Below are 19,443 nucleotides of genomic sequence, written 5' to 3' on the forward strand. Positions count from 1 at the left end.
ATCGACGACATCGGCCTGTTAGAGATCAACGTGGCCTTCGCGGGGCTTCGCCCCGGACCCCTGGGGGTGGTGCGTCGGCTGCGGGCCGGTGGGGGCTGGTCGCGCAGTTCCCCGCGCCCCTGACGGGCGCTAAGGCCCCGCCACCTGCAGATAAGGCACCTGCCCAATGCCCCCGCCCCCTCCTTAGGGACGAGGCTTCTCGACGAAGCCGAATCCCGAAGGGGGAAACCCGTGTTCGTCCACTACGAGCTCCACCAGATCCGCGCCGCCGAGCTGATCCGCAAGGCCGCCGAGGCCCGCCTCGCCCGCGAGGCCCGCGCAACCCGCAGGACCCGCCGCCCCCGGCGGCGTCCCCGCTTCGCCCTCGCCGCCTGATGTCGGCGCCGTGTGCCATGCTCGGCGACGTGCAGAAGACCTCCGTCAGCCCCGTGTTCGTCGGCCGTTCCGACGAACTCGACACGCTCGCCGACGCGCTGGAGCGCGCAGCCGCCGGCGAGCCCCAGGCCGTGCTCGTCGGCGGCGAGGCGGGCGTCGGCAAGACGCGCCTCGTCGAGGAGTTCCTGGCCGGCGCCGCGGCCGCCGGGGCCGTCACCGCGACCGGCGGATGCGTCGAGATCGGCGAGGACGGCCTGCCGTTCGCGCCCCTGGCCACCGCCCTGCGCGCCCTGCACCGCCAGGTCGGCGAGGCCCTGGCCCGGGCCGCCGCCGGGCACGAGGGCGAGCTCGCCCGTCTCCTGCCCGAACTGGGCGAGACCGCCCGCGAGTCGCACGACGAGGACGGCCGCGCCCGGCTCTTCGAGCTCACCGCCCGGCTGCTGGAACGCCTCACCGCCGACCGCACGCTCGTCCTCGCCGTGGAGGACCTGCACTGGGCCGACCGCTCCACGCGTGAGCTCCTCGGCTACCTCTTCCGCTCGCTGCACAGCGCACGCCTGCTCATCGTCACCACCTACCGCTCCGACGACATCCACCGGCGCCATCCGCTGCGCCCCTTCCTCGCCGAGCTCGACCGGATGCGCTCCCTGCACCGGATCGAACTCGGCCGTTTCACCCGTGCCGAGGTGCGTGCCCAGCTGGCAGGCATCGCAGGCGGCAGCCAGCCCGAACGGGACGTGCTGGACCGGGTCTTCGCACGCTCCGACGGCAACGCCTTCTTCGTCGAGGAGATCGCGGCCTCACTGGCCGACGGCTGCCCGGGCGGGCTCAGCACCTCCCTGCGCGATCTGCTGCTGGTCCGTGTCGAGGCGCTCCCCGAGGACGCCCAGCGCGTGGCCCGCATCGCCGCCGCGGGCGGCTCCGCCGTCGAGTTCGAGCTGCTGCACGCGGTCGCGGGCCTCGGCGAGGACGAGCTGATCGAGGCGCTGCGCGCGGCCGTGGGCGCCGGCATCCTGCGGCCCACCCCGGACGGCGACGGCTACCGCTTCCGGCACGCCCTGGTGCGCGAGGCCGTCGTCGACGACCTGCTGCCCGGCGAGCGCTCCCGCCTCAACAGGCGCTATGCGCACGCCCTGGAGGAGAACCCGGGCCTCGTCCGGGCCGACGAGCTCCCGGCCCGGCTCGCCAGCCACTGGTACCACGCGCACGATCCGGCCAAGGCGCTGCCCGCCGTGCTCGCCGCCGCCGTGCACGCCCGCAGGCGCTACGCCTACACCGAGCAACTGCGCCTGCTGGAGCGCGCGCTGGAACTGTGGGAGGACGTCCCGAAGGAGGTCCGCGAGGCGCAGCGGCCGTTCGACCACGCGGACGTCTATCCCGCGTGCGGCTGTGACGACGAGGCGCTGCGCCGGCTCGACCTGCTGGCGGAGATCGTGGTCGCCGCACACATGTCGGGGGAGCGCGAGCGCTCGCTGGCCGTGGCAAGGAAGGCGCTGCGCATGCTGGACGAGACCAAGGACCCGCTGCGCGCGGCCTGGTTCTGGACCCACCGGGGCAAGGCGGCGGAGGGCCTGGCGCGCGGCGACGGCAGGGCGGCGCTCGTCCGGGCGCAGGAGCTGGTCCGGGGCCTGCCGCCGTCCCCGGTGCACGCCGAAGTGGTGGCGCAGGCCGCCGCCTGGAGCGCGGTCCACACCCCGGGCCCGGAGAGTTACGCCACCGCCGAGCAGGCGGTCGAGCTGGCGCGGCTCGTCGGGGCCGAGGGCACGGGCCTCAACGCCCGGCTCACCCTGGGCGGGCACCGGATCGACTCGGGGGACGTCGAGGGCGGCCTGGCCGAGATGCGCGCCGTCTGCGCCCGGGCCGTCGAGCTCGGGGAGGTCCAGGTCCTGGGGCGCTGCTACACCAACCTCTCCTCGGCCCTGGAGGGCGTGGGCCGTTCCGCGGAGGCCGTCGCCGTCGCGGACGAGGGCGTCGAGGTGCTGCACCGGTTCGGCCTGCGCGATTCGACGGCCTGGGTCCACGGCAACAGGGCCTGTTCCCTGTATTCGCTGGGCCGTTGGCCGGAGGCGGAGGCGGCGGCCTGCGAGGCGCTGCGCCTGGCGCAGACCCGCATGCCCCGGGGCGCGGTGGCCAAGCGCTTCGTGATGCTGGCTCTCGCGCGCGGCGAGTGGGACACGGCCGAGCGTGAACTGGCCGCGGCCCGCGCGCACTACGGCACGCACGACCCGCAGCCGCAGTACGAGATCCCCTTCGGCCACTGCACCCTGGAACTGGCCGCCGCCCGCGGCCGGTTGGCCGACGCCCGCGCCGCGCTCGACGAGACCCTGCGCCCGGGCCTGCCGGCCGCCGCCCAGCGCTACGCCTGGCCCCTGCTGATCGCAGCGGCCACGGCCGAGGCGGACGCGCATGGACTGCCGGGGGCCGAGCAGGGCCGGGCCGCGGTCCTCGACGGTATCCGGGCCGCCGCCAAGCGCCTGCCGCGGTTCATACCGGTGTGGCAGGCCCACGGGCTCTTCCTGGAGGCCGAACTCCTGCGCGCGGAGGGGCGGGACGACCCGGAGGCCTGGGCCGCCGCGGTGGCCGCCTTCGAGCAGCTCGACCGGCCCTACGAGCTCGCCCGCGCCCGGTACCGCTGGGCCGCCTCCCTGCTGGGCGCAGGCGGAGGGGGAGCCGCCGAACCACTGGCCGCGGCCCACGCCACCGCCGTGCAGCTGGGCGCCCGGCCGCTGCGCGAGGCCGTCGAACTGCTGGCGCGGCGGGCCCGGCTGCCCCTGGGCGGGAAGCGGCAGGCAGGCGACGGCCTCGGCCTCACCCCGCGCGAGCGCGACGTCCTGCGCCTGGTGGCGCTGGGGCACAGCAACGGGCGGATAGCCGAGGAGCTGTTCATCTCGCCGAAGACGGTGAGCGTGCACGTCTCCAACATCCTTGCCAAGCTGGGCGTCTCGGGCCGCGGCGAGGCCGCCGCGACGGCGCACCGGCTGCGGCTGTTCAGCTCGCCGGTCCCGCCTGCCGAGGCCGTATGACGACGTGCCCCGAGTCCAGGTCGACCGGCCCCCGGGCGGGATCCCCGTCGCCCACGTCCTCACGCGTCAGTTCGAGCCGGTTGTGCTCCTCTTCGGTGTGCTTGCGCCCCGGCGCGAAGATCTCTTCGAACACGTTGAACACGGGAGCCCCCATTCATTGTGGCTCCCTCCAGTGAAACACCCGCTCGGTAAACACCCGCTCAGTCCCACGACCCCATGGCCTTCGGCAGCGCGGCTATCTCCGCGAAGTCCTGGTCCGTCAGGCGCAGTTCGGCGGCGCCCGCGTTCTGCACCGCCCACGCGGCCTTCTTGGTGCCCGGCACCGGTATGACGTGCCGGCCCTGGGCCAGCACCCAGGCCAGGGCGACCTGTGCCGCGGAGGCGTCGTGGCGCCGGGCCACGCGCCGCAGCCCGGCCACGACCGGCTGGTTGGCGGCCATCATCTCCGCGGTGAAGCGCGGGTGCCGCGCCCGGACGTCCTCCGGCTCGAAGCCCTGGCCGGGGGTGAGGGTGCCGCTCAGGAAGCCGTTGCCCAGCGGCATCGCGGCCAGCAGCCCCACGCCGCGCGAGGAGCACCACGGCATCAGCCGGTCCAGCGCCTCCCGCGACCACACCGACAGCTCGGCCTGAACACTGCTGACGGGGAAGACCTGTTGGATGCGGTCGAGCTGGCGGATCGTCGCGTCGTACATCCCCGCCGGGGGTGCGCCGGACCGCAGCCCCTTGCGGCGCTGGGCGCGTGCCCCGACCGCGGACCAGCCCAGGGCGCGCACCTTGCCCGCGGAGACCAGGTCGGCCATCGCCCCCCAGGTCTCCTCGACCGGCACCTCGGGGTCGGGCCGGTGCAGCTGGTAGAGATCGATCACATCGGTCTGCAGCCGGCGCAGCGAGGCGTCGCACGCGCGCTTCACATAGCCGGGCCGGCCGTTGGCGACGATGTGCTGATCACCCACCAGCAGCCCGCACTTGGTCGCCACGAAGGCCTCGGAGCGTCGCTCCCGCAACACCCGTCCCAGCAGCAGCTCGTTGGTGAACGGCCCGTACATGTCGGCCGTGTCCAGCAGGGACGTTCCGGCATCGAGTGCCGCATGGATCGTCCGCAGTGAACCCTCGCTGCTCCGCTGGGAGGCGGTGTACGCCCAGTGCATGGGCATGCACCCGAGTCCGACGGCGCCCGCTTCGAGTGCCGTCGCACCGATTCTCCTGCGCTCCACCGCCCGTATCCCCTCCCGTTCCTCGCCCCCAAACTAACCTCTGCCGGTACCGCTCCTTCGCATAGCCTCCAGGCATGAGCGCAGATCACAGCGGTACCACGACCCGCGCGGCCCGCCCCCTGGCCTGGCTGCCCATCCGGCCCGAGGAGATCGAGGACCTCCCGGGCGGCCTGGAGTACGCCTACTGGAACGGCGAGCCCGACTTCCCCACCGACCCGGCCCGCGTCGTCTTCTACGCCTCGCCCTACATGAAGGGCCCCGAGGCCTGCACCCGCCCGCTGTCCCTGATGCCGAACGTCAAGGTGGTGCAGGCGCTCACGGCCGGCGTCGAGCACCTGCTGCCCGCCGTGCCCTCGCTGCCCTCCGGGGCGAAGCTGTGCAACGCCCGAGGATTGCACGACGCGAGCACCGCGGAGCTGGCCCTGACCCTCACGCTCGCCGCGCTGCGCGACATCCCCGGGTTCGTCCGGGCCCAGGACGCGGGGGAGTGGCGGCAGGGGTTCCGCGCGTCGCTCGCGGACCGGTCCGTCCTCATCGTGGGGTACGGCTCGATCGGCAGTGCCATCGAGGACCGGCTCGCACCCTTCGAGTGCGCGCGGGTGGCACGTGTCGCGCGCTCTGCGCGGACCACCGAGCGCGGGCGGGTGCATCCGGTCTCCGCCTTGCCCGGTCTGCTTCCCGAGGCGGATGTGGTGATCCTTGCAACACCGCTCACCGAGGAGACCCGTGGTCTCGTCGACGCCGGGTTCCTCGCGCGGATGAAGGACGGCGCCCTCCTGGTGAACGTCGCCCGCGGCGCCGTCGTGCGCACCGAGGCGCTGCTCGCCGAGCTGGAGAGCGGCCGGCTGCGGGCCGCGCTCGACGTCACCGACCCCGAGCCGCTGCCTCCGGGGCACCCGCTGTGGAGTGCACCCGGCGTTCTCGTCACCCCCCATGTGGGTGGCCCGAGTTCGGCCTATTTCTCACGTGCCAAGGCCCTCTTGCGCGATCAACTGGCCAGATTTGTACTGGACGAGCCTCTACGGAATGTCGTAGTCGCTGCGGACTGATGCCACGTAGAGGCACGATTTGACTGCACTGTGTATCCGTAATCCCGTAGCCAGTTACGCTATGTATATGAGCTATGTCCCTGAGTGACGAGTCTGGTGTATCGTCCGGTCCGGGGGCTGCGCCGCGCAGCGTACGGCGCAGCGATGTACCGGAACTCGAGGGGGGCGACGGGCGATGCACGGCCAAAGGACGATCAACCCGACGCGGCAAGGGCACGGACCGCGCATCCACTGTCCGGTGACCTCGGACCCCTTCCTCCCGCCCCCGGTCCCCGCCGGGACCCCGGCCGGGGAGGCGGCGCGGTGAGCGCCTCCGGAGCGGCCCTGCCGCGGCGGACGATGCCCGCCTCCGGCTCGGGGGTGGTCCCCCAGCTCCTCCTCGCCCTCGTCTGCGGCGGCTACGCCACGGGCGCGGCCTTCGGCTGGGGATCGGCCGAGCTGGCCCTGACCATGGGCGACTTCGGGCTCAGTGGCGCGGCGGGCCTCGCCGCCGCCTCCTGCTTCTGGTACGGGCGCACCCACAGCAGCCGGTTCCGGCCCGCCTGGCTGCTGTTCGCCGCCTCCTCCGCGATGGCCGGCTTCGGCAACTTCTTCTGGGGCTGGTACGAGGTCGTCCTCGGGCGGCACGTGCCGAGCCCGTCCCCGGCCGACTTCTGCTTCCTGCTCTTCGCGCCGCCCGCCATCATCGGCCTGCTCGTGCTCGCCCGCCGTCCGGTCACCCGGGCCGGCTGGGTCTGTCTCGGTCTCGACTCCTGGCTCATCGGCGGTTCGCTGCTGACCCTGTCCTGGAGCCTGGCCCTCGCGCACACCGCGCACTTCGCCGGCGAGACGGTCGCGCAGGCCGCGCTCTCGCTGGCGTACCCGCTGCTGGACATCGTGCTGGTGTCGATGGTGCTGGCGCTGCACTTCAAGCGCTCGTCCGCCAACCGCTCCGCGATCAACACCGCGATCGCGGCCCTCGCACTGACGGTCCTGTGCGACGCCCTGTTCACCTCGCCGCTGCTGCGCGAGCACTACCGCTCGGGCCAGATCCTGGACGCGGGCTGGTTCGCGGGCTACATGCTCATGGCCTACGCGCCCTGGGTGGCCCGCGAGGAGGGCGAGGACGGCAGCCGTCCCGTGCCGCACTCCGGCCGGCCCATCGCCGGCTCGCTGGCCGCCCTCACCCCGTACCTCGCGGCCGCCGTCTGCACCCTGGGCATTTTGTACAACGTGCTCGACGGCCATCACGTCGACCGCGTCGTGCTGTTCACCGGCTGCACGGTCGTCCTGGCGCTCGTCGTGCGCCAGGGCATCATGCTGCTGGACAACATCTCGCTCACCCAGGAACTGGCGCAGAAGGAGAACCACTTCCGCTCCCTGGTGCAGGGCTCCAGCGACGTCATCATGATCGCCGCGCCCACCGGGATACTGCGTTACGTCAGCCCCGCCGCCGCCGGCGTCTACGGGCGCGAGGCCGAGGAGCTCATCGGCTCCGAACTGGCCTCCCTGATCCACCCGGAGGACCTGGGCCGCGTCGTCCACGAGGTGCGCCGCTTCCTCGCCGCACCCCCCGCCGACGAGCCCACCACCCGCATCGAGTGCCGCTTCCGCTCCGGCAATGGCGACTGGCTCAACGTGGAGTCCACCGTCAACCGCCACCACGGCGGCCTCATCTTCAACAGCCGTGACGTCACCGAACGCGTCCGGCTCCAGGCCCAGTTGCAGCACACCGCCGAGCACGACCCGCTCACCGACCTGCCCAACCGCGCCCTGTTCACCCGCCGCGTGCAGCAGGCGCTGGCCGGCCGGAGAGTGACCGACGCGGGCACCGCCGTGCTCTTCATCGACCTGGACGGCTTCAAGGCCGTCAACGACTCCGTCGGCCACCAGGCCGGCGACGAACTGCTCGTCCAGGCCGCCCGCCGGCTGCAGGACTCGGTGCGGGCCGGCGACAGCACCGCCCGCTTCGGGGGCGACGAGTTCGCCGCGCTCATCATCGGCGACGGCACCCGCGACCCCGCCGCCCGCGAGTACCGCATCCTGGAGATCGCCGACCGCCTGCGGGCCACCCTCTCCCAGCCGTACCTGGTCGAGGGCGGCACCGAGGTCCGCGTCAACGCCAGCATCGGCGTCGCCTTCGCCGATCCGGGCATCACCCCCGGCACCCTCATGCGCAACGCCGACCTCGCCATGTACCGCGCCAAGCAGGCGGGCAAGGGGCGCGTCGAGCTCTACGCCCCGCAGATGCAGGCCGAGGTGGTGCGCCGCGCCGAACAGGCCACCCGGCTGCGCACCGCCCTGCACGACGGCCAGTTCGCCCTGCTGCACCAGCCCGTCGTCGAGCTGGACACCGGCCGCCTCACCGCCGTCTCCGCCCAGCCCCGCTGGCGCTCGGCCCAGGGCATCCTCTTCACCCCCGACGAATTCCTGCGGGCCGGCGAGGCGGGGCGCGGCGACGCCCGGCCCGGCGACGGCGGAGCCCTGGCCGAACTCGGCCGCTGGACGCTGGAGAAGGCCGTCGAGCAGGCCGCACACCGCCGCCGCGCGGGCCACACCGTGCCCGTCCACGTGCGCGTGTCCGCCGCCCGGCTGCTCGACCGGGCGCTGCCGCAGAAGCACGTCGAGGAGCTCATCCTGCGCCACGACCTGCCCTCCGGTGCCCTGGTCCTGGAGCTCACCTGCAGCGACCCGCGGGTGCCGCTCGAGGAGCTGGAACGGCGGCTGGAGGGGCTGCGGCGCTTCGGCGTCCGCATCGCGCTCGACGGCTTCGGCAGCGGCTACGCCGCCATGAGCGCCCTGCGGCGGCTGCCCGTCGACGTGCTCCGGCTGGACCGCGAGCTCGTCGACGGCGTGGCCGATTCCGCCCGGCTGCACAAGATCACGGCAGGGCTGCTGCGGATCGCCGGCGACCTCGGCCTGCAGTCCGTGGCCGACGGCGTGGACGACGCCGAGCAGGCCCGCGCCCTGCGCGCCATGGGCTGCACCCACGGCCAGGGCCAGGCCTTCGCCGGCGCCCTGGACGAACACCGGCTGCGACAGGCCCTGGACCGCGGCGGGTACCCCCTTCCGGGTGATTCTGCCGACGGCCCGGACGAGCTGCTGGTGGGCGGCGCACTGCCCGTTCGTTCGGGTGCGGTGGGCAGTGCGGGCGCTCTGGCCCACGCGCCGCTCCGTTCACATAATGAGACGCCTGTCCCACCCACTTGACACCCCGCGGGGAGCGGAGGGAGGGTCAGTGACATGCGCACCCGAATTCTCGTACTTGGAAAGCGCGTCGGCTGAAGCAGGCCCCGTTCAGGTCCTGCTGACCGCACCGACGCGCTCCCCTCGCTTGCCCTACGGCACGAGGGGTTTTTTGTTGCACCGGGGGCGTTCGGGCGAAGGCCCGGCCACCTCCACCGACCCAGCCGATCCCATCCGTCTCAACCGTCGAACCGTCGAATCCTTCGAGAAGAGAATGTCGATGACCGAGCAGGCCACCGGGGCCCATCATCCGCAGCCGCGGGCCCGTAACGGCGGAGCGCAGCAGCCCGCCACCGTCGAGCACGTCACGGGCGCGCAGTCCCTCATCCGAGCGCTGGAGGAGGTCGGGTGCGACACCGTGTTCGGCATCCCGGGCGGTGCCATCCTCCCCGCCTACGACCCGATGATGGACTCCTCGAAGGTCCGCCACATCCTCGTCCGCCACGAGCAGGGCGCCGGCCACGCCGCCACCGGGTACGCGCAGGCCACGGGCAGGGTCGGGGTGTGCATGGCCACCTCCGGCCCGGGCGCCACCAACCTGGTCACGCCGATCGCGGACGCCCACATGGACTCCGTCCCGCTGGTCGCCATCACCGGCCAGGTCGCCTCCAAGGCGATCGGCACGGACGCCTTCCAGGAAGCCGACATCTGCGGCATCACCATGCCGATCACCAAGCACAACTGGCTGGTGACGGACCCGGCGGAGATCCCCCGGACGATCGCCGAGGCCTTCCACGTCGCCTCCACCGGACGTCCCGGACCGGTGCTCGTCGACATCGCCAAGGACGCCCTCCAGGCCCGGACCACCTTCGTCTGGCCGCCCCACACCGACCTGCCCGGCTACCGCCCGGTCACCAAGCCGCACTCCAAGCAGATCCGCGAGGCGGCCAAGCTGATCACCCAGGCCCGGCGCCCCGTGCTCTACGTCGGCGGCGGCGTCCTCAAGGCCCGGGCCACCGCCGAGCTCAAGGTCTTCGCCGAGCTGACCGGCGCGCCCGTCACCACCACGCTGATGGCGCTGGGCGCCTTCCCCGACAGCCACCCCCAGCACCTGGGCATGCCCGGCATGCACGGCTCCGTCGCCGCCGTCACCGCCCTGCAGAAGTCCGACCTGATCATCGCCCTCGGCGCCCGCTTCGACGACCGCGTCACCGGCAAGCTGGACTCCTTCGCCCCGAACGCCAAGATCGTCCACGCGGACATCGACCCCGCCGAGATCGGCAAGAACCGCGCAGCCGACGTCCCCATCGTCGGCGACGCCCGCGAGGTCCTGGCCGACCTGATCGTCGCCGTCCAGCACGAGCACGCCGAGGGCCACCGCGGCGACCACGCCGGCTGGTGGGAGGACCTGAACCGCTGGCGCGAGACGTACCCGCTCGGCTACGACCAGCCCGACGACGGCACCCTCGCCCCGCAGCAGGTCATCCAGCGCATCGGCGAACTCGCCCCGAAGGACACCATCTACGCCGCGGGCGTCGGCCAGCACCAGATGTGGGCCGCCCACTTCATCCACTACGAGCAGCCCGCGACCTGGCTCAACTCCGGCGGCGCCGGAACCATGGGCTACGCGGTGCCCGCCGCGATGGGCGCCAAGGCCGGCATGCCGGACCGCACGGTCTGGGCCATCGACGGCGACGGCTGCTTCCAGATGACCAATCAGGAACTGGTCACCTGCGCGCTCAACAACATCCCCGTCAAGGTCGCCATCATCAACAACGGCGCCCTGGGCATGGTCCGGCAGTGGCAGACCCTGTTCTACAACCAGCGCTACTCCAACACCGTGCTGGGCACGGAGGCCGCGCCGGGCACCCGCGTCCCCGACTTCGTCAAGCTCGCCGAGGCGATGGGCTGCGTGGGGCTGCGCTGCGAGGACCCGGCCGAGCTGGACAAGGTCATCCAGGAGGCCAACGCCATCAACGACCGCCCGGTCGTGGTGGACTTCATCGTCCACCAGGACGCCATGGTCTGGCCGATGGTCGCCGCCGGCACCTCCAACGACGAGATCCTCGCCGCCCGGGGCGTCCGCCCGGACTTCGGCGACACCGAGGACGACTGAGAACAGGCGAGGAGACCGACCCCATGACCAAGCACACGCTCTCCGTCCTCGTGGAGAACACCCCCGGCATCCTGGCCCGGATCGCCGCCCTGTTCTCCCGGCGCGGCTTCAACATCGACTCGCTGGCCGTCGGCGTCACCGAGCACCCCGACATCTCCCGCATCACGATCGTCGTCAACGTCGAGTCGCTGCCGCTGGAACAGGTCACCAAGCAGCTCAACAAGCTCGTCAACGTGCTCAAGATCGTCGAGCTGGAGGACAGCCAGGCCGTCCAGCGCGAACTCGTCCTGGTGAAGGTCCGCGCCGACAACGAGACCCGCTCCCAGATCACCGAGATCGTCCAGCTCTTCCGCGCCAAGACCGTCGACGTCTCCCCGGAGGCCGTCACCATCGAGGCCACCGGAGGCGGCGAGAAGCTCGGCGCGATGCTCAAGATGCTGGAGCCGTACGGCATCAAGGAGCTGGTGCAGTCCGGCACCATCGCCATCGGGCGCGGCGCCCGGTCCATCACGGACCGCAGCCTGCGTGCGCTCGACCGCAGCGCCTGACGTTCCACTGGGGTTCGGTGCTTCGGCTGCGGGTCGTCCGTGGCTGATCGCGCAGTTCCCCGCGCCCCTTACGGGGCGCGTACCCCCTGCCCCTCAATACTCGTTCCGTCGCTACGGTGGGACGCAACACCCGCGAACAAGGAGAAACCTCACGTGGCTGCCGAGCTCTTCTACGACAACGACGCCGATCTGTCCATCATCCAGGGCCGCAAGGTCGCGGTTCTCGGCTACGGCAGCCAGGGGCACGCCCACGCGCTGTCCCTGCGCGACTCGGGCGTCGACGTCCGCGTGGGCCTGCACGAGGGCTCGAAGTCCAAGGTGAAGGCCGAGGAGCAGGGCCTGCGCGTGGTCACCCCCGCCGAGGCCGCCGCCGAGGCCGACGTCATCATGATCCTGGTCCCGGACCCGATCCAGGCCAAGGTCTACGAGGAGTCCGTCAAGGACCACCTGAAGGACGGCGACGCCCTGTTCTTCGGCCACGGCTTCAACATCCGCTTCGGCTTCATCAAGCCCCCGGCCGGCGTCGACGTCTGCATGGTCGCCCCCAAGGGCCCGGGCCACCTGGTGCGCCGTCAGTACGAGGAGGGCCGCGGCGTGCCGTGCATCGCGGCCGTCGAGCAGGACGCCTCGGGCAACGCCTTCAAGCTCGCCCTCTCCTACGCCAAGGCCATCGGCGGCACCCGGGCCGGCGTCATCAAGACCACCTTCACCGAGGAGACCGAGACCGACCTCTTCGGCGAGCAGGCCGTGCTGTGCGGCGGCGCCTCGGCGCTCGTCAAGGCCGGGTTCGAGACCCTCGTCGAGGCCGGCTACCAGCCGGAGATCGCCTACTTCGAGTGCCTGCACGAGCTCAAGCTCATCGTGGACCTGATGTACGAGGGCGGCCTGGAGAAGATGCGCTGGTCCGTCTCCGAGACGGCCGAGTGGGGCGACTACGTCACCGGCCCGCGCATCGTCACCGACGCCACCAAGGCCGAGATGAAGAAGGTCCTCGGCGAGATCCAGGACGGCACCTTCGCCGCCAACTGGATGAAGGAGTACGAGTCCGGCCTGCCCAAGTACAACGAGTACAAGAAGGCCGACCAGGACCACCTGCTGGAGACCACCGGCAAGAAGCTGCGCAAGCTCATGAGCTGGGTCGACGACCAGGAGTGAGCCCCGCCGGCCGGGCGGGCCGCTCCGCGCCCGCCCGGCCCCCCGGGGGTGACGTTTCCGCAACGGCGCCGGGCCCGGGGACAACCCCGATACACTGCGGAGCACAACGCGTCAGGCTCACAGCGTCGTGCGTCTTCCACGCGGCTGCCCCCTTCTTCACCGCCGTCTGCGGGACCGTCGGGACACGGCCCGCCGACGAAGGACCAGTGAGGACTGAGACCCGTGAGCCCTGCTTCGCCACGCAAGCCCGTCGTGCTGATCGCCGAAGAGCTGTCGCCCGCCACCGTCGAGGCCCTGGGCCCCGACTTCGACATCCGGCACTGCAACGGTGCCGACCGCGCCGAACTCCTGCCCGCCATCGCCGATGTGGACGCCGTCCTGGTGCGCTCCGCGACGCGGATCGACGCGGAGGCCGTCGCGGCCGCGAAGAAGCTGCGCGTCGTCGCCCGCGCCGGCGTCGGCCTCGACAACGTGGACGTCTCCGCCGCCACCAAGGCCGGCGTGATGGTCGTCAACGCCCCGACCTCCAACATCGTGACCGCCGCCGAGCTGGCCTGCGGTCTGCTGATCGCCACCGCCCGCAACATCCCGCAGGCCAACTCCGCGCTGAAGAACGGGGAGTGGAAGCGGTCGAAGTACACGGGCGTCGAGCTCTCCGAGAAGGTCCTGGGCGTCGTGGGCCTGGGCCGCATCGGCGTGCTGGTGGCCCAGCGCATGTCCGCCTTCGGCATGAAGATCGTCGCGTACGACCCCTACGTCCAGCCCGCGCGCGCCGCGCAGATGGGCGTCAAGCTCGTCTCGCTGGACGAGCTGCTGGAGGCCGCCGACTTCATCACCGTGCACCTGCCCAAGACGCCCGAGACGATCGGGCTCATCGGCGACGAGGCGCTGCGCAAGGTCAAGCCCTCGGTGCGGATCGTCAACGCCGCGCGCGGCGGCATCGTCGACGAGACGGCGCTGGCGGCGGCGCTGAAGGAGGGCCGCGTCGCGGGTGCGGGCCTGGACGTGTACGCCGTCGAGCCGTGCACGGACTCCCCGCTCTTCGAGTTCGACAGCGTGGTCGCCACCCCGCACCTCGGCGCCTCCACGGGCGAGGCCCAGGAGAAGGCGGGCATCGCCGTCGCCAAGTCCGTACGGCTGGCCCTGGCGGGCGAGTTGGTGCCGGACGCGGTCAACGTCCAGGGCGGCGTCATCGCCGAGGACGTCAAGCCCGGGCTGCCGCTCGCGGAGAAGCTGGGCCGTATCTTCACGGCGCTGGCCGGCGAGGTCGCGGTCCGGCTCGACGTCGAGGTGTACGGCGAGATCACGCAGCACGACGTGAAGGTGCTCGAACTCTCCGCGCTCAAGGGCGTGTTCGAGGACATCGTCGACGAGACCGTGTCGTACGTCAACGCGCCGCTGTTCGCGCAGGAGCGCGGTGTCGAGGTGCGGCTGACGACGGCCTCGGAGTCGGCGGACCACCGCAACGTGGTGACCGTGCGCGGCACGCTGTCCGGCGGCGGCGAGGTCTCCATCTCCGGCACGCTCTCCGGCCCCAAGCACCTGCAGAAGATCGTCGCCGTCGGCGAGCACGACGTGGACCTGGCGATGACCGACCACATGGCGTTCCTGCGCTACGAGGACCGTCCCGGCGTCGTCGGCACCGTGGGCCGGGTGCTGGGCGAGGCGGGCATCAACATCGCCGGAATGCAGGTCGCTCGCGCGGCGGAGGGGGGCGAGGCGTTGGTCGCCCTTACGGTCGACGAGTCGATTCCGGCTGCTGTTTTGGCGGATATCGCCGAGGAGATCGGCGCCGTTTCGGCTCGCGCCGTCGACCTGACCGACTAGGGCGCTTCGCGCCCCGAAGGGGCGCGGGGAACTGCGCGATCAGCCACAGCCGGTCCGCAGCCGACGCACCACCCCAGGGGTCCGGGGCGCAGCCCCGGGAACCTCGACTGCGGGCGCATCGTGGCTGATCGCGCAGTTCCCCGCGCCCCTGACGGGGCGCGTACCCTGCTGCGCATGGGTGCACTAGGACAGTCCGCCGATCCGCCCTATCTCCGGATCGCCGCCGAGATCCGCGCGCGGATATCCTCCGGCGAGCTGCGCGCGGGGGAGAAGGTGCCGTCCACGCGGCAGATCACCCAGGAGTGGGGGGTGGCGATGGCCACCGCCACCAAGGTCCTCGCCGTGCTGCGGCAGGAGGGGCTCGTCCGGGCCGTGCCCGGTGTGGGCACGGTCGTGGACGCCCCGGACGTCCGGTCCGGGGCCGTCGGCCGGAGCGCCCGGCGGGGCAGGTCCCGGGCGGCGGGCGGCGGGGCGCTCACCCGGGAGCGCATCGTGCGGACCGCGGTCTCCATCGCCGACACCGACGGCTCCGCGGCCGTCTCCATGCGCACCATCGCCGCCGAACTCGGCGTCTCCACCATGGCGTTGTACCGTCACGTGCCCGGCAAGGACGAGCTCGTCGAGCTGATGGCCGACGCCGTCTTCGGCGACGTGCGGCTCCCGGTGTGCGCCGCGACGGACTGGCGGGGCCGGCTGGAGGCGTCCGCGCGCTCGCAGTGGGCGCTCTACCGCCGGCACCCGTGGCTGGCGAAGGCCATGTCCTTCACCCGCCCGCTGATGTCGCCGAACGCGATGGCGCAGATGGACTGGGCGATGCGCCCGGTCCACGAACTCGGCCTCGCCCCGGGTGCGTTGCTGCACATCGTGGTCACCGTGGCCGGCTACGTGCGGGGCGTCGCGGTCAACCTGGAGGACGAGGCGGACGCCGAGCAGGACACCGGGATGACGCACGACGAGTGGATCGAGACCCGCACCGCGGACATGGAGCGGATCCTCGCCGCCGGCGACTTCCCCGTCTACGAGCGGATGTTCAGGGAGGCCGACGAGGAGTTCTCGCTGGACTCGATGTTCGAGTTCGGACTGGCCCGGCTGCTCGACGGCCTGGAGCCGTTCATCGCGGCGTCGCAACGGCGTCCCGGTCCGGGAGTTCCGGGAGTTCCGGGAGTTCCGGGAGGACGGCGACCGTCGCGCGGCGGCGCAGTGCGACGAGTGTGACGACCGCGCCGAGGAGCAGCACCGCGATGCCGCCGACGGCGGCGACGTGCATGCCGTGGACGAAGGCGTCGCGCGCCGTCGCGAGGACCGCTCCGCCCGCCCGGCCGGGGAGCCGGTGCGCCACGGCCACCGCACCGCCGAGGGTTTCGTGGGCACTGTGGGGGAGTCCGCCCGGCAGTCCGGCGTCGGCGTCGCGGCGGTAGACCGCCAGGCCGATGCTGCCGAAGACCGCCATGCCCAGTGCACCGCCGAACTCCTGTCCCGTCTCCAGGAGGGCCGCGGCCGAACCCGCCTTCTCCACCGGCGCGGAGGCGAGGGCCATGTCGGAGACCACCGCCATGACGGCGACGATCCCGCAGGCGATGACGGCCGCGGCGACCAGCGTCAGCGCGAGGGAGTGCGGGCCGCACAGGACGAGCAGGGCGTAGCCGAGGGCGGCGATGCCGAACCCGGTCGCGATGACACGGGACTTGTCCGTCCGCTGCCCCGCCCCGGCCGCCACGGGCGCGGCGATGCCGACCGCCACCGAGGGGATCACTCCCCACAGTGCGGCGTCCAGCGGGCTCTTGCCCAGCACGGCCTGCAGGTACTGGGTGGTGAAGTAGGACGAGCCCATCATGCCGACGGCGGCGAGGGTGTTGATGCCGATGCCCGCGCCGAAGACCCGGTGCCGGAAGAGCTCCCGGCTGATCATGGCGTCCGGGTTGCTGCGCTGCCGGTGCACGAAGAGGGCGCCGACGCAGAGCCCGGCCGCGATGCACAGGGACATGGCGGGCGTGGGCCCGTCGGCCGCGATCCGCTTGATGCCGTAGATCACGGGCAGTACCGCGCCCATCGAGAGCACCGCGCTCAGCGGGTCGAACCGGCTCGGCCGCGGGTCGCGGGACTCCGGCACCAGGAACGGCGCGAGCGCCAGGAGCAGCAGCATCGCGGGCACGTTGATCAGGAACGCCGAGCCCCACCAGAAGTACTTCAGCAGCACGCCGCCCAGCACCGAGCCGAGCGCGATGCCGCCGGCCATGGCGCCGGACCAGATGCCGATCGCCTTGGTGCGCTCCGCCTCGTCCCGGAACAGGTTGCGCACCAGCCCCATGGTGCTGGGCATCAGGGTGGCCCCGCCGATGCCGAGCACGGCCCGGGCCGCGATGAGCATCTCGGGGGTCCGTGCGTACGCGGCGGCGACCGACGCGGCGCCGAAGGCCGCGGCCCCGAACAGCAGCAGTTTGCGGCGGCCGATCCGGTCGCCCAGCGAACCCATGGTGATCAGGAGGCCGGCGAGGGCGAAGGCGTAACTGTCGAAGATCCAGAGCTGCTGGGTGCTGGTGGGGGCCAGCTGCCCGGTGATGGCGGGCATCGCGAAGAAGAGGACGGAGACGTCCATCGAGACCAGGAGGAGGGGCAGCAGGAGCACGGCGAACGCCGTCCACTCCCGGCGCCCGGCGCGTGCGCTGGGGTTCGTCATGCCGAGGAATATACGGATGTCTTAAACGCTTGTCTATGACGAGTGTATGGGACGTGCGTATGGGACAGGCGTATGGGACGGGTGTATGGCGCCGGGCTAGGGTGTCCGCATGGGACATCGCGAAGATCTGCTGGAAGGCGCCAAGCGCTGCCTGCTCGACAAGGGCTGGGTGCGCACGACCGCGCGCGACATCGTGGCCGCCTCCGGGGCCAACCTCGCCTCCATCGGCTACCACTACGGGTCCAAGGACGCGCTGATGCTGGCGGCCTTCATGAAGATGACCGAGGAGTGGGGCGAGAGCGTCGGGCGCGGCCTGCAGGGCGTCGTCCGCTCCGGCGCCTCGGCGGACGAGCGCAACGCCGCGACCTGGGACGCGGTGATCGAGGGGTTCGCGGTCAACCGCCAGTTCTGGCAGGTGCAGATGGAGGTCGTCGGGCAGCTGGAGCAGCACCCCGAGCTCAAGAAGACCTTCGCCGAGGTCCTGCCCAGTGGCCGGGAGGGGATGGTCGCCATCTTCGAGGGCGTCGACGACACCGAGGTCGGCGCCGAGGCGACGCGCACGGTGGGCTCGCTCTACCACGCCCTGTTCATCGGCCTGTGGGTGCAGTGGCTCATCGACCCGGCCGCCGTGCCGAAGGGGCGGGACATCGTCGAGGGCATGCGCCGCGTCCTCGAAGGGCGGGTGCTCGATCCGGCGGACTCCCCGGCAGGAGCAGTTTCGGACAAATAGAGTTGCGCCGCGGTGCGCTTACCGGGCGTACTGGACACCTGGCGGGTGACCCGGTTCTCATGGTTGCCTGAGGACATCAGTCCCGACCCGGGAGCTGCTCATGAACGAGACCGGCACCACCACCCCCGTCATCGCACCCTCCGCACCCTTCGCGCCCATGTTCCCGCAGGGCCGCGGCTGTCCCTACCAGCCGCCCGCCGCCTACCCGAAGCCGGCGGAGTACGGCCCCGTGAGCCGCGTGACGCTCTACGACGGCCGCGAGATCTGGGCCGTGACCGGACACGCCGAGGCCCGCGCTGTGCTCACCGACCCCCGCTTCTCCTCCGACCGGACGCATCCCGCGTTCCCGACGGTCATGCCGCGCTTCGAGGAGCAGCGGGAGTTGCCGGCGGTGCCGATGCTCGGCGTCGACGATCCGCTGCACGCCCGTCAGCGGCGCATGTTCATCTCCGCGTTCGGCCTCAAGCGGATCAACGCGCTGCGGCCGCAGATCCAGCAGGTCGTCGACGGCCTCCTCGACGCGATGCTCGCCGCCGGCCCCGGCGCCGAGCTCGTCTCCGCGTACGCCCTGCCCCTGCCGTCCATGGTCATCTGCTCGCTGCTCGGAGTGCCGTACGCCGACCACGAGTTCTTCGAGAGCAGGTCGCGGCGACTGCTCCTCGCGCAGAGCGCGGAGGAGGCGCGGGCACCGCGGATCGACCTCCAGGAGTACCTGGGCGGCCTGATCGACGCCAAGCGGTCGGCGCCCGGCGACGGGCTGCTCGACGGGCTCGTCGCCGAGCAGTACGCCGACGGGCGGATCGACCGCGACGAACTGGTCATGATGTCGCTGCTGTTGCTCGTCGCGGGTCACGAGACCACCGCCAACATGATCGCCCTCGGGGCCTACACGCTCCTCGAACACCCCGACCAGCTGGCCGCGTTGCGGGCCGATCCCGGGCTGATGCCCGGCGCGGTCGAGGAGTTGCTGCGGTACCTCTCCATAGCCGACGGCCTGGTCCGGGTCGCCGTCGAGGACGCCGAGATCGGCGGGCACACCATACGGGCCGGGGACGGCGTCGTCCTCCTCGCCTCGGTGGTCAACCGCGACTCCGTGGCCTACGAACGGCCGGACGCCCTCGACGTGCGGCGCTCGGCGCGCCACCACATCGCCTTCGGCTTCGGGGTGCACCAGTGCCTCGGCCAGAACCTGGCGCGGGCGGAACTGGAGATCGCCCTCACCACGTTGTTCGCCCGCATACCCTCGCTGCGAACGGCCGTCGCGGCCGACGAGTTGGTCCTCAAGCCGGCCGGTTCGCTGCAGGGACTTGTCGCCTTGCCGGTCACGTGGTGACCGGAGAACGGAGCTTCACCACCATGAGCGTGCGCATCACGATCGACTCCGGTGTGTGCATCGGTTCGGGGCAGTGCACCCTGACTGCGCCGGCAGTCTTCGACCAGGACGACGACGGGTACGGCACGGTCCGCCCCGCGCGGGCGCTCCTGCCCGGTCTGGTGGTCGGGGACACCTCCCGCATCCCCGCGGACCTCGACGACGCCTTCCGCGCCACCGACCTCACCCACC

Annotated in this window: 15 protein-coding genes; 12 read left to right on the forward strand and 3 right to left on the reverse strand. The window is 72.2% G+C overall.

The annotated features are described in order from the left end of the window. The first annotated feature begins 231 nt into the window (after positions 1-231). Positions 232-375: a hypothetical protein gene (locus ACWD4B_RS30990; RefSeq protein ID WP_451423873.1), complete on the forward strand. Its 144-nt coding sequence runs from the start codon at positions 232-234 to the stop codon at positions 373-375. Between the two features lie 17 nt (positions 376-392). Further along, the gene (locus ACWD4B_RS30995) at positions 393-3,398 is read left to right on the forward strand and encodes a helix-turn-helix transcriptional regulator (RefSeq protein ID WP_451423874.1); all 3,006 of its coding nucleotides are present in this window, start codon (positions 393-395) and stop codon (positions 3,396-3,398) included. Here the strand turns inward: ACWD4B_RS30995 and ACWD4B_RS31000 are convergent. Together ACWD4B_RS31000 and ACWD4B_RS31005 are read right to left on the reverse strand one after the other, a co-directional pair. Beyond that, positions 3,364-3,552 (reverse strand): DUF6191 domain-containing protein, encoded by a 189-nt coding sequence (locus tag ACWD4B_RS31000; protein WP_451423875.1) that lies wholly within the window; start codon positions 3,550-3,552, stop codon positions 3,364-3,366. The two genes, ACWD4B_RS30995 and ACWD4B_RS31000, sit on opposite strands and share 35 nt — an antisense overlap. Before the next feature lie 46 nt (positions 3,553-3,598). Then, positions 3,599-4,612 (reverse strand): aldo/keto reductase, encoded by a 1,014-nt coding sequence (locus tag ACWD4B_RS31005; RefSeq protein ID WP_451423876.1) that lies wholly within the window; start codon positions 4,610-4,612, stop codon positions 3,599-3,601. 74 nt (positions 4,613-4,686) lie between these two features. Between ACWD4B_RS31005 and ACWD4B_RS31010 the strand changes: the two genes are divergently transcribed. The 7 genes from ACWD4B_RS31010 to ACWD4B_RS31040 all read left to right on the forward strand — a co-directional run bounded on the left by ACWD4B_RS31010 (position 4,687) and on the right by ACWD4B_RS31040 (position 15,687). After that, positions 4,687-5,661 (forward strand): 2-hydroxyacid dehydrogenase, encoded by a 975-nt coding sequence (locus ACWD4B_RS31010; RefSeq protein ID WP_451423877.1) that lies wholly within the window; start codon positions 4,687-4,689, stop codon positions 5,659-5,661. Between the two features lie 303 nt (positions 5,662-5,964). Then, positions 5,965-8,850, forward strand: coding sequence for a putative bifunctional diguanylate cyclase/phosphodiesterase (locus tag ACWD4B_RS31015; RefSeq protein WP_451423878.1), 2,886 nt, complete (start codon positions 5,965-5,967; stop codon positions 8,848-8,850). A 256-nt stretch (positions 8,851-9,106) separates the two neighbouring features. Continuing rightward, positions 9,107-10,942, forward strand: coding sequence for an acetolactate synthase large subunit (locus tag ACWD4B_RS31020; RefSeq protein ID WP_451423879.1), 1,836 nt, complete (start codon positions 9,107-9,109; stop codon positions 10,940-10,942). Positions 10,943-10,965: 23 nt separating this feature from the next. Beyond that, positions 10,966-11,490: an acetolactate synthase small subunit gene (ilvN, locus tag ACWD4B_RS31025; protein WP_451423880.1), complete on the forward strand. Its 525-nt coding sequence runs from the start codon at positions 10,966-10,968 to the stop codon at positions 11,488-11,490. Between the two features lie 153 nt (positions 11,491-11,643). Continuing rightward, entirely contained in the window at positions 11,644-12,645 is a 1,002-nt protein-coding gene (gene ilvC / locus ACWD4B_RS31030; RefSeq protein ID WP_451423881.1) for a ketol-acid reductoisomerase, read from the forward strand. A gap of 222 nt (positions 12,646-12,867) precedes the next feature. Then, positions 12,868-14,472 carry a phosphoglycerate dehydrogenase gene (gene serA / locus ACWD4B_RS31035; RefSeq protein WP_451423882.1) on the forward strand — a complete coding sequence of 535 codons (1,605 nt, stop codon included), beginning with the start codon at positions 12,868-12,870 and terminating at the stop codon, positions 14,470-14,472. A gap of 174 nt (positions 14,473-14,646) precedes the next feature. Beyond that, positions 14,647-15,687: a TetR/AcrR family transcriptional regulator C-terminal domain-containing protein gene (locus ACWD4B_RS31040; RefSeq protein ID WP_451423883.1), complete on the forward strand. Its 1,041-nt coding sequence runs from the start codon at positions 14,647-14,649 to the stop codon at positions 15,685-15,687. Here the strand turns inward: ACWD4B_RS31040 and ACWD4B_RS31045 are convergent. Further along, positions 15,584-17,149, reverse strand: coding sequence for an MFS transporter (locus ACWD4B_RS31045; RefSeq protein ID WP_451423884.1), 1,566 nt, complete (start codon positions 17,147-17,149; stop codon positions 15,584-15,586). The two genes, ACWD4B_RS31040 and ACWD4B_RS31045, sit on opposite strands and share 104 nt — an antisense overlap. A 109-nt stretch (positions 17,150-17,258) precedes the next feature. On the opposite strand from ACWD4B_RS31045, the gene ACWD4B_RS31050 reads away from it, so the two are divergent. From ACWD4B_RS31050 to ACWD4B_RS31060, 3 genes are all read left to right on the forward strand, one after another. Further along, entirely contained in the window at positions 17,259-17,879 is a 621-nt protein-coding gene (locus ACWD4B_RS31050; RefSeq protein ID WP_451423885.1) for a TetR/AcrR family transcriptional regulator, read from the forward strand. Between the two features lie 100 nt (positions 17,880-17,979). After that, positions 17,980-19,212: a cytochrome P450 gene (locus ACWD4B_RS31055; RefSeq protein WP_451423886.1), complete on the forward strand. Its 1,233-nt coding sequence runs from the start codon at positions 17,980-17,982 to the stop codon at positions 19,210-19,212. A 23-nt stretch (positions 19,213-19,235) separates the two neighbouring features. Continuing rightward, positions 19,236-19,443 (forward strand): ferredoxin (locus ACWD4B_RS31060; protein WP_451423887.1); only part of this gene is annotated, 208 nt, incomplete at its 3' end.

Source organism: Streptomyces sp. NPDC002536 (assembly GCF_053594995.1).